The following is a 9,809-nucleotide window of genomic DNA, read 5'->3' as shown; positions in this document are numbered from 1 at the left end:
GGGCTTGCGTGACTGCGGCAGGATGAGGTCATGTTCGTTCTGCGTGCCGCGTGGGCGCGGCTGACCGTCGTACTCGGCGCGACGATTCTCGCGGTGCTGGCGCCGGCCGCGGCCTGGGCCGCCTCCGACACCGGATCCCTGATGATCGAGGCGGCGTACGCCCGACGCCGGTACGGCGCCGGGTTCGGCTCGATCTGCTGCCTGCTCGTGGTCGCCGTCATCGTGCTGGTGATCGTGTTGCTGCTGCGCCGCCGGGGCGGCCCCCGCCGCCGCTGAGCCGGCGGCAGCGGTCCTCCTGCGCCGGCCGGTGCTCAGCCGGCCAGCGCGGCGCGGTGCTCAGCCGGCCAGCACGGCGTTGGCCTCCTGGACGAACTCGGCGGCCGCCGCCCGGCTGGTCTCCCTGCCCGACTGCGCCTTCTCCGCCGCCGTCCGCAGTAGCGTCCGGACCTGGTCGTGGCCCGGCGGCGGCGGGGGCGGCGCTGGTCCGAACCGCTCGCTCATGCCCGTCTCGAACATCGCGGACAGCTTGGCCGCGGGATCGTCGAGCGACTCCAGCACCGACTGCCGGATGTCGATGTTGGCGCTCAACCCCCGCTCGTCGCCGAGGATCCGGCCGGCCTCCGGATCGTTGGTGAGGAAGTTGATCACGTCGGCGACGACGGTCGCGTGCCGGGTGCCGCGGTAGGCGCCCCAGTACATCGAGGCCCGCGCCCACTGGGCGTTCGCCGCCCCCGGCAGGGCGGTGATGCCGAGCTGGTCGGTCGTGTTGCGCTGCATCTCGCCGAGCTGGTGCGACCAGGCGATCGAGGCCGCGGTCCGGCCGGTCACCACGAGTTGCCGGGTGGGATCGGGGGAGTTCGCCGGCTGCACCACCGCGGCGGCCGGGGTGGCCCGCTGGATCCGCGCGTCCTGCCAGAACTCGAACCAGCGGGCAAGGTCGGTGACCGTGAAGCCGAGCTGCTGTCCCCGGTAGAACTCCACGCCGCCGGCGCGCAGCCACACCCAGAGCGCGCGGATGTCGGCGGACGGGTCCATGGTGCCGGCCACCCGGCCGTTGCTGCGGAGGGTCACCTGGCGCGCCCACTGGACGTACTCCTCGTACGTCATGTCCGGGCTCGGCTCGTCCAGGCCCAGCCGGCGCAGCAGGCTGCGGTTGAAGATCAGTGCCGGGGTGTTCTCGGCCGCGGCCACCGCCATCACCCGGCCGTCGACCGTGCCGTACTGGACCAGGCTGGGGGAGAGCCGGGACAGGTCGATCCGGCCGTGGTCGACGAACTCGGTGAGGTCGAGCGCGATCTGCCGCTGCGCGTACTGGGCGAGGTAGTCCTCGTCGAGCTGGAACAGGTCCGGCGGGTTGCCGCCGGCGGCCTGGGTGGCGAGCCGCTGGTAGTAGCCGTCAACCCCCTGCCAGGTCACCCGGAACGTCACCTTCGGATGCTTGCGGGTGTACGCCTGCAACGCCTGCTCGGTGAGCTGCGCCCGTCGCTGGTTGCCGTACCAGAACACCGACAGTTGGACCGGGCCGTCCTCGGTCGGTGGCCCGGAGCCGTCCTGGCATCCGGTCACGGTGATGACCAGAAGCAACGCCAGCAGCGCGGCTCGGAGCCGGGGACGCGAGGTGGTCCGTAGCGGGATCAAGGAGTCTCCTGTCGGTGGCCGGCGGGTCCCGACGGCCGGGACCATTTACACAGGGCCGCACCGTGCCTGTCAACGTCCGGTCGGGTCGGACCGCAGGTCGGACCGCTGGTCTGCGCCTCGGCGCGGGCCGCGCCGGCGCTGTGCGGGCCGTTCCGGCCCACCGCCGGCCACCCGGGGTCCGAGGGCGGGTCCGAGGGCGGGCGGCCCGGCCGGCTCGTGATGTACTGACCGGCGTGGAACGCGTTTACTCGGGCAAGGTACGGGACCTCTACACCGACGGGGACGATCTGATCCTGGTGGCCTCGGACCGGGTGTCGGTGTTCGACGTGGTGCTGCCGACGCCGATCCCGGACAAGGGCAAGCTGCTCACCGCGCTGTCGCTGTGGTGGTTCGACCAGCTCGCCGACATCATTCCCAACCACGTGATCTCGGCCACCGACGTGCCCGCGGAGTTCGCCGGCCGGGCGATCCGCTGCCGCCGGCTGGACATGGTGCCGGTCGAGTGCATCGCGCGGGGCTACCTCACCGGGTCCGGCCTGCGCCGCTACGAGGAGACCGGCGAGATCTGCGGGATGCCGCTGGCGCCGGGTCTGGTCGAGTCCGCGATCCTGCCCGAACCGATCTTCACGCCGACGACCAAGGCGGCGCTCGGGGAGCACGACGAGTTCATCACCTTCGACGAGGTGGTGGCCAAGACCGGCGACGAGACCGCCGAGCGGCTGCGCGAGATCACCCTGAACGTGTACCGCCGCGGCGCCGAGGTGGCCGCGGACCGCGGCATCCTGATCGCCGACACCAAGATCGAGCTGGGCTGGTCCGCCGGCGGCACGCTGATGCTCGGCGACGAGGTGCTCACCCCGGACTCGTCCCGGTTCTGGCCGGCCGAGTCGTACCAGCCGGGCCGTACCCAGTTCTCCCTGGACAAGCAGTACGTGCGGGACTGGATCGCAGGCACGGGCTGGGACCGCGTGTCGCCGGCGCCGGAGCTGCCGGCGGACGTGGTGGCGGCCACCCGGGACCGGTACGTCGACGTCTACGAGAAGCTCACCGGGCAGCGCTGGGCGGGCTAGTCGCGGGCTCGTCGTCGACCCAGTCCAGGGTGCGGGCGACCGCCTTGCGCCAGTTGGCCAGTTCGCGGTCCCGGTGCCCGGGGTCCATGGCGGGCTGCCACCGGGCGTCCTGCCGCCACTGCCGGCGCAGGGTGTCCAGGTCCGGCCAGAACCCGACGGCCAGGCCGGCGGCGTACGCGGCCCCCAGGCAGGTGGTCTCGGCGACGGTCGGCCGGATCACCGGTACGTCCAGCACGTCCGCGAGCAACTGCATGAGCAGCTCGTTGGCGGTCATCCCGCCGTCCACCCGCAGCTGCCGCAGCGGCACGTCGGAGTCGGCGTTCATGGCGTCGACCACCTCACGGGTCTGCCACGCGGTTGCCTCCAGCGCCGCGCGGGCCAGGTGGCCCCGGGTGATGTAGCCGGTCAGCCCGGCGATCACCCCGCGGGCGTCGCTGCGCCAGTACGGCGCGAACAGCCCGGCGAAGGCCGGCACGATGTAGCACCCGCCGTTGTCGTCCACGGTCCGGGCCAGCTCCTCCACCTGTGCGGCGGTCGAGATGAGGCCGAGGTTGTCCCGCAGCCACTGGATCAGCGAGCCGGTGACCGCGATCGCGCCCTCCAGCGCGTACGTGGCCGGCCGGTCACCGATCCGGTAGCCCACGGTGGTCAGCAGCCCGTGTTCGGAGGCCACCGGCGTCTGGCCGGTGTTCAGCAGCAGGAAGCTGCCCGTGCCGTACGTGCACTTCGCCTCCCCGGGCGCGAAACAGGTCTGGCCGAACAGCGCCGCCTGCTGGTCGCCGAGCGCGCTGGCCACCGGTACGCCGGCCAGCGGTCCGCCGCCGGTGCCGTACACCTCGGCGCTGGAGCGGATCTCCGGCAGCATCGCGGCGGGCACGTCGAGCGCGTCGAGCAGTTCCGGGTCCCAGTCCAGCGTGCGCAGGTCCATCAGCAGCGTCCGGCTGGCGTTGGTGACGTCCGTGACGTGCCGTCCGGTGAGCTTCCAGATCAGCCAGGAGTCCATGGTGCCGAAGAGCACCTCGCCGCGTTCGGCGCGCCCGCGCAGGCCGTCGACGTTCTCCAGCAGCCAGCTCAGCTTCGGCCCGGCGAAGTACGTGGCCAGCGGCAGCCCGGTGCGCCGGCGGAACCACTCCTGGCCGTACCGGTCGGCGAGCCGGCGCAGCTGCGGGCCGGTCCGGGTGTCCTGCCAGACCAGCGCGTTGTGTACGGGCCTGCCGGTGGCCCGGTCCCAGACCACCGTGGTCTCGCGCTGGTTGGTGATGCCCACGGCGGCCAGCCGGTCCGCGCCGGTCCGCGCCGCCCGCAGCGCCTCGCCGACGACCTCGACGACGGCGGCCCAGATTTCCTCGGCGTCGTGCTCGACCCAGCCGGGCCGCGGGAAGATCTGCCGGTGCTCGCGCTGGGCGACGGTGACGACGGCGCCGTCCGCGTCGAACACGATGCACCGGGATGAGGTGGTGCCCTGGTCGATCGCGGCCACGTACTGCTGCGTCATCGCAGCACCGTATCGTCTTTCCGGCCGTCCCGGATCCCGCGGCCGGCGCGCCTACGATGATGTCCGTGCGCGACATCGCCGTCTTCTCCGGGACCGCCCACCCCGACCTCGCCGCCGAGATCTGTGCCCACCTCGACGTGCCGCTGCACCCGGTCCGGGTGTCGCGGTTCGCCAACGACTGCATCGAGGTGCAGTTGCAGGCCAACTGCCGGGAACGGGACGTCTTCCTGATCCAGCCGCTGGTGCCGCCGGTGCAGGAGCATCTGGTGGAGCTGTTGCTGATGATCGACGCCGCCCGGGGCGCCTCGGCCGGTCGGATCACGGTGGTGCTGCCGCACTACGCGTACGCCCGGTCGGACAAGAAGGACGCGCCGCGCATCTCGATCGGTGGCCGGCTGGTGGCCGACCTGCTGGTGGCGGCCGGCGCGGACCGGGTGTTGACCATGACCCTGCACTCGCCGCAGGTGCACGGCTTCTTCAGCGTGCCGGTGGACCACCTGCACGCGCTGCGCGAGTTGGCCGAGCACTTCCGCGGGTACGACCTCGCCGAGACCGTCGTGGTCTCGCCGGACCTGGGCAACGCGAAGGAGGCGGCGGCGTTCGCCCGGATGCTGGGTACGCCCGTGGCGGCCGGGGCGAAGCAACGGTTCAGCGACGACCGGGTGCGGATCAGCGCGGTGATCGGTGACGTGGTGGATCGGGACGTGATCGTGCTCGACGACGAGATCGCCAAGGGCAGCACCGTGATCGAGCTGATCAGCCACCTGCGCGACCTGAAGGCGCGCTCTATCCGGGTGGCCTGCACGCACGGCCTGTTCTCCTCCGGCGCGCTGGACCGGATCGGCGGGCAGAGCGGGGTGTTGGAGATCGTCTGCACGAACACGGTGCCGATCCCGCAGGACAAGCGGACGGCCAGGCTGACCGTGCTGTCGGTGGCGCCGGCGCTGGCCGAGGCGATGCGCCGGATCCACAACGGCGAGTCGGTGAGCGCGCTCTTCGGCTGACGGGGCGACCGCGGTCGAGGCACCCGACCCATGATGGGCCGGTCAGGCGCTGGCGCTGATCCGGACCACCGTGCCGGTCTCGGAGGTCTCCACGATCATCTCGTCGCTGAGCTGCTTGGCCAGCCAGAGTCCCCAGCCGCCGGCGGTGTCCGGCGCGGGCCGGCGGTCGTCGCCGAGCCGTTCCGGGGAGATGCCCCGGCCGTTGTCGGATACCTCACAGATCAGCACCGGGCCCTCGCACCACATCCGCAGCCAGCCCCGGCCGCCGCCGTGCCGCACCGCATTGGTGATCAATTCGTTGACCGCCAGCACGAAGTCCTCCAGCCGGGCTTCGGTCAACCCGGACCTGCCGGCGAACGAGGTGACCATGTGGCGCAGATCGGTCACCTCGGCCGGCCCGAAAGCCTCGGAGAGCAGCAGCGACGATTCGATGGGCAACACCGTACGCGGTCTGGACGGGTCGGCATCGGTCATGGTCGGGTCTCCGCCAGCTCGGCACTGTCATTCGCGGCTTTTCCACCGTACGTCGCGATTGGGCCGCGCGCCCTACCGGGTCGGCCCGGACGGGCCTTCCCGGATGGCTGTACCGAACGGTACCGGTTGTTCCGCCGGTTGTCGGCCGTGCCGTTCGATTCCCGCTCGGGTCGGTCAGTGCGCCTCCGGCGGTTCGGTCTCGTGTACGGCCCGTTCCTCGGCGCTGCCGCCCCCGCCGGCCGCCCCGGCATCCCAGGCCACCGAGTCCGGCTCGGTGTCGCCGCGGGTGACGCCGCCCTGGTCCTGCTCCACCAGCCGGCCCACCGGCGTCCCGTCGCCGCCCAGGATGCCGTGGTCGTAGAGGGACACCGGGGACTCCGGGTCGGAGGTCGGGCCGTCGTCGAGCACGTCGGCGTCGAACTGGGCCTGGGCCGCGGCTTCCTCGCTGTCCGCCTCGGCCGCGATGCCCGGATCCACCGGGCCGGCGAGCGGATCGTTGACCGCCCGTTCGGCGCTTTCCCGGGTCAGCTTGTAGTCCAGCGACTCGCCGTCCAACTGCTCGTCCGCGGTCAGCCCGTGGTGTTCGAGTTCGAGCGTGCCGTCCTCACGGTCCGGCGGCAGCGGCGCCGGGTCCGGGCCGTCCGCCGAGCGGCCGGTCGCGACGTCGTCGTACGCGCTCGAATCGTCGTCCGCGGTGTCGGGCAGGCCGTCGGCCTCCGGGTCGGAGAGCGGGGTGGGAAAGTCGTCGTCGCGCATGCCCGCTGATCTACCCACTGACCACGTCCGGTAACCGGGTGGAGGTTGCCGCCCGCGGCGGACCCGGCTCGGTTGCCGGTTTCCGCCCGGCTCGGTGCCGTTTCCGTCCGGCGGTACCGGTCCCAGCCCGGCGGTACCGGTCCCAGCCCGGCGGTCGTCGGCCCCAGCCCGGCGGTGACCGGCCTCAAACCGGCGGTGCGTCCTCGGCGTGCAGCACCGCCCACACGATCTTGCCGTCGGTGAGCATGCTGGTGCCCCAGCGCCGCGCCACCGTGTCGATCAGCAGCAGGCCACGACCGCCGGCCGAGGTGGTCGGCGCCGGCCCGGAGTGGACCGCCGGCCGCAGCGACCAGTCCCGGACGGCGACGTGCAGCGCACCGTCGCGCAGCCCGAGCCGTACCGTCATCGGGGTCTCGGCGTGCACCACCACGTTGTTGACCATCTCGGTGACCGCGATGCAGGCCGAATCGGCCAGTTCCGGTACGTCCCACCGGCCGCAGCCGTCCGCGACGAGTTCCCGCGCCCGCCGGGCGGCGCCCACGGCCGGGCTCAGCCGGACGCTCAGCCGCGCCCCGACCCCGGCGTCCAACTGCCGGTACGCCTCGTCGAGGCTGCCGGTGACGGTGGCCCGTGCGCCGTCCCAGCCGGGCAGCGGGCCGGGCGGGGCGTAGAGCAGCAGCCGCCCGACGGGCCACTCGGCGATCTCGACGGCGACCTCGTGGAACACCGCGAGGCTGCCCGGATGCCCGACGGCGAGGCCGGACACATCGACGATCGCGGTGCCGGCCTGGTCGGCGAGGCAGGTCAGCAGCGCGGTCCGCACCGTCTCGACGGTCGGCGAGTCCAGCACCCCGAGGAGCCGCACCAGCGGATAGGGCTCGGTCTCCACCAGCAGGCAACGCACGTCGGTCGACATGATCGGCCTATTGTGCACGGCCGCGGCCCGGGCCGCATCGCCGCAAACACCCGACCTTCCCGGCGCCCCGCGCCGTCCGCCGCCGGATCCGTCCGCCGGATCCGTCCGCCGGGGCTGCGCGCCGGCGCCGCCGGAGGACCGACCATCCGGTGGCGGCCCGTGCGCAGCCCCGTTGACCTGGGCACCGGCCTGGTCAATTCGCGCGGGCCGCCAGGTTTGGCCGGCGCCGATCGGGATAATGGGACCCTCTGACCGCGGGCCGGTCGGCCCGGTGAGCGCGACGGAGGTGCCGATGCGCATTGGCCTGGTCTGTGCCCAATCCGGGCGATCCGGCTCCGCCGACGATCCGTCGTCCGGGCCGGCGCAACACGTCGCGCGGGTCGCGGCCGAGTTGGCGCTGCGGGGCCACGACGTCCGGGTCTACGAGCGCCGGGACGATCCCGACCTGCCCGACTCCGTCGAGATCGACGGCTACCGGGTCGAGCGGGTCTCCATCGGCCCGGACGGTGCCATCCCGAGCGCCGAACTGGTCCGGCACGTACCGGCCTTCGGCGACCTGCTCGGCGCGCGCTGGACCGGTGACTGGCAGCCCGACGTCGTACACGGACACTTCTGGCTCGGCGGGCTGGTCGCCGCGAGCGCCGTGCGGCAGACCGACATCCCGGTCGTGCAGACGTTCCACAGCCTCGGCGCCGAGCAGCTGCGCCACCTCGGCCCGGCCTATCCGGGTCCGGGGGAGCGGATCCCGCTGGAACGCGCGCTCACCCGGGCGATCGACCTGGCGGTGGCGCAGTCCAGCGAGGAGGTCGACGAGCTGACCCGGATGGGACTGCAACGCGCGGCCGTCGCGGTGGTGCCGAGCGGGGTGGACACCGAACGTTTCCACCCGGAGGGTGAGGCGGTGCCCCGGGACCGTCGGAGCCGGATCTTCGCCGTGGGCGACCTCGGCCCCGGGCACGGGCACGAGGACCTGATCCGGGCGCTGCGCATGGTCGGCGACGCCGAACTCGTGATCGCCGGCGGACCGAGCGCCGACCGGCTGGCCGAGCACTCCGAGGCGCGCCGGCTGCGCGAGTTCGCCGCGAACACCGGCGTCGGCGAGCAGGTCACGCTCGTGGGCGGGGTTCCGTACGCCCAGATGCCCGCCTGGTACCGCTCGGCGGACGTGGTGGCCTGCACCTCGCGCTACTCGCCGGCCGGCCGGGTCCCGCTGGAGGCCATGGCCTGCGGGGTCCCGGTGATCGGATACTCGATGGGCGGGGTGGCCGACACCGTGGTGGACGACGTCACCGGCCGGCTCGTGCCGCCGGGGGACGTCCGCGGCCTGGGCCTCACGCTCCGCCGGATCCTCTCCGACGACGCCCAGCGGTTCGCCTTCGGCCACGCGGCCGTCGACCGGGTGCGGTGCAGCTACACCTGGGAGCGGACCGTCGGCGCCCTGGAACGGCTCTACGAGCGGGTGGTGCGCCGGCGGCGGCCGGTCGAGCCGACCGTCGTCGAGGTGGAACTGGAGCCCACCGGGGAGCCCACCGAAAAGCCCACCGGGGAGACCGTCACGGCCTGACCGTGCGGTCGCGCCGCCGGTCCGGCCGCGCCGCCGGGCGACGGGAGCGCAGCCGCCGCCAGCGTTCCGCCACGGCGTGCTGGTGCTGCGGCTCGGCGTACCGGGTGAGGCCGATCACCGCGATCAGGGTGACCAGGAAGCCGATCCCGGCCAGCCACTCCCGGCCGGGCCAGATGCGGTCGCCGAGCAGCAACAGGCCGACGATCGCCGCGGGCACCGCGCCGGCCGCGTCCATCGCGGCCACCGCCGCGGTGGTGGAGCCGCGCTGCATGGCCAGTCCGAGCAGCAACTGCCCCACCACGGAGTGCGCGACCAGCAGGTACAGCAACGGGTCGGCCACGAAGGCCATCACCGTGCCGACCGAGGCCAGCGGCCGGGCCGCGACGGCCGCCGCCGAGAAGGACATCCCGGCCAGCGACCCGAGGACCACCGAGCCGAGCGCGCCGTGCAGGCGTACCGCGAAGACCCCGGCCGCGGCGACCACGCCGAGCGCGCCGAGCAGGGCGATCCGGGCGGCCGTGCCGAGTTGTCGGGCCGGCGCCGGCTCGGCGGCCAGGACCAGCGCGGCGATCCCGCCGAACAACAGCACCAGCAGCGCCACCTCGGCGCGCGGCAGCCGCCACTGGAGCAGAAGCACGCCCAGCAGCGCGGTCACCCCGAGCCCGGCCGCCACGCTGGCCTGGACCAGGAACAGCGGAAGATCGCGCCGGGCGAGGAAGGCCAGCGTGAAGCCGACGAACTGGCAGAGCAGCCCGACCAGGTACGTGCGATGCCCCGCCAGCCGGAGCAGCAGACCGGGATCGAAGGTGTGGTGCACCGTCGTGCGGGCCGCGGCGACCGACTGAAGCAGGTTGGCAACTCCGTAGCTGAGAATCATGGCCGCCAGGAAGAA

At 73.3% G+C, this 9,809-nt stretch carries 10 protein-coding genes; 4 read left to right on the top strand and 6 right to left on the bottom strand.

The genetic code is table 11. The annotated features are described in order from the left end of the window. The first annotated feature begins 30 nt into the window (after positions 1-30). The gene (locus CIK06_RS24200; protein WP_095566738.1) at positions 31-276 is read left to right on the top strand and encodes a hypothetical protein; all 246 of its coding nucleotides are present in this window, start codon (positions 31-33) and stop codon (positions 274-276) included. Between the two features lie 60 nt (positions 277-336). Here CIK06_RS24200 and CIK06_RS24195 read toward each other — a convergent pair whose 3' ends face one another. After that, positions 337-1,638 (bottom strand): ABC transporter substrate-binding protein, encoded by a 1,302-nt coding sequence (locus tag CIK06_RS24195; RefSeq protein WP_232533833.1) that lies wholly within the window; start codon positions 1,636-1,638, stop codon positions 337-339. A 233-nt stretch (positions 1,639-1,871) separates the two neighbouring features. On the opposite strand from CIK06_RS24195, the gene CIK06_RS24190 reads away from it, so the two are divergent. Further along, the gene (locus tag CIK06_RS24190) at positions 1,872-2,708 is read left to right on the top strand and encodes a phosphoribosylaminoimidazolesuccinocarboxamide synthase (RefSeq protein ID WP_095566736.1); all 837 of its coding nucleotides are present in this window, start codon (positions 1,872-1,874) and stop codon (positions 2,706-2,708) included. Here CIK06_RS24190 and glpK read toward each other — a convergent pair. Continuing rightward, positions 2,683-4,203 carry a glycerol kinase GlpK gene (glpK, locus tag CIK06_RS24185; protein ID WP_095566735.1) on the bottom strand — a complete coding sequence of 507 codons (1,521 nt, stop codon included), beginning with the start codon at positions 4,201-4,203 and terminating at the stop codon, positions 2,683-2,685. The two genes, CIK06_RS24190 and glpK, sit on opposite strands and share 26 nt — an antisense overlap. A gap of 65 nt (positions 4,204-4,268) precedes the next feature. Between glpK and CIK06_RS24180 the strand changes: the two genes are divergently transcribed. Beyond that, a complete protein-coding gene (locus CIK06_RS24180; RefSeq protein ID WP_095568092.1) occupies positions 4,269-5,207 on the top strand; it encodes a ribose-phosphate pyrophosphokinase in 939 nt (312 codons plus the stop codon). A gap of 42 nt (positions 5,208-5,249) precedes the next feature. Here the strand turns inward: CIK06_RS24180 and CIK06_RS24175 are convergent, their stop codons facing one another. From CIK06_RS24175 to CIK06_RS24165, 3 genes are all read right to left on the bottom strand, one after another. After that, positions 5,250-5,681 carry an ATP-binding protein gene (locus tag CIK06_RS24175; protein ID WP_095566734.1) on the bottom strand — a complete coding sequence of 144 codons (432 nt, stop codon included), beginning with the start codon at positions 5,679-5,681 and terminating at the stop codon, positions 5,250-5,252. A gap of 174 nt (positions 5,682-5,855) precedes the next feature. Then, entirely contained in the window at positions 5,856-6,437 is a 582-nt protein-coding gene (locus CIK06_RS24170; RefSeq protein ID WP_095566733.1) for a DUF5709 domain-containing protein, read from the bottom strand. A 184-nt stretch (positions 6,438-6,621) separates the two neighbouring features. Next, positions 6,622-7,353, bottom strand: coding sequence for an ATP-binding protein (locus tag CIK06_RS24165; protein WP_095566732.1), 732 nt, complete (start codon positions 7,351-7,353; stop codon positions 6,622-6,624). 292 nt (positions 7,354-7,645) lie between these two features. On the opposite strand from CIK06_RS24165, the gene CIK06_RS24160 reads away from it, so the two are divergent. Next, on the top strand, positions 7,646-8,917 hold the full coding sequence (locus tag CIK06_RS24160) for a glycosyltransferase (protein WP_095568091.1): 1,272 nt from the start codon (positions 7,646-7,648) through the stop codon (positions 8,915-8,917). On the opposite strand, the gene CIK06_RS24155 is transcribed toward CIK06_RS24160, so the two are convergent. Then, positions 8,907-9,794, bottom strand: a complete 888-nt coding sequence (locus CIK06_RS24155; RefSeq protein ID WP_232534372.1) for a hypothetical protein — start codon at positions 9,792-9,794, stop codon at positions 8,907-8,909. The two genes, CIK06_RS24160 and CIK06_RS24155, sit on opposite strands and share 11 nt — an antisense overlap. Between the last annotated feature and the right edge of the window lie 15 nt (positions 9,795-9,809).

The organism is Plantactinospora sp. KBS50 (assembly GCF_002285795.1).
Taxonomy (GTDB): Bacteria; Actinomycetota; Actinomycetes; order Mycobacteriales; family Micromonosporaceae; genus KBS50.
The sequence above is the reverse complement of the archived record's forward strand: the minus strand, read 5'-3'. Positions and strand labels throughout refer to the sequence as shown.

What these genes read in the sequence shown, in the direction of transcription:
- CIK06_RS24170 (WP_095566733.1), bottom strand. Translation starts at nt 6,437, where the DNA reads ATGCGCGACGACGACTTTCCCACCCCGCTCTCCGACCCGGAGGCCGAC.
- CIK06_RS24175 (WP_095566734.1), bottom strand. Translation starts at nt 5,681, where the DNA reads ATGACCGATGCCGACCCGTCCAGACCGCGTACGGTGTTGCCCATCGAA.
- CIK06_RS24160 (WP_095568091.1), top strand. Translation starts at nt 7,646, where the DNA reads ATGCGCATTGGCCTGGTCTGTGCCCAATCCGGGCGATCCGGCTCCGCC.
- CIK06_RS24155 (WP_232534372.1), bottom strand. Translation starts at nt 9,794, where the DNA reads ATGATTCTCAGCTACGGAGTTGCCAACCTGCTTCAGTCGGTCGCCGCG.
- glpK (WP_095566735.1), bottom strand. Translation starts at nt 4,203, where the DNA reads ATGACGCAGCAGTACGTGGCCGCGATCGACCAGGGCACCACCTCATCC.
- CIK06_RS24165 (WP_095566732.1), bottom strand. Translation starts at nt 7,353, where the DNA reads ATGTCGACCGACGTGCGTTGCCTGCTGGTGGAGACCGAGCCCTATCCG.
- CIK06_RS24200 (WP_095566738.1), top strand. Translation starts at nt 31, where the DNA reads ATGTTCGTTCTGCGTGCCGCGTGGGCGCGGCTGACCGTCGTACTCGGC.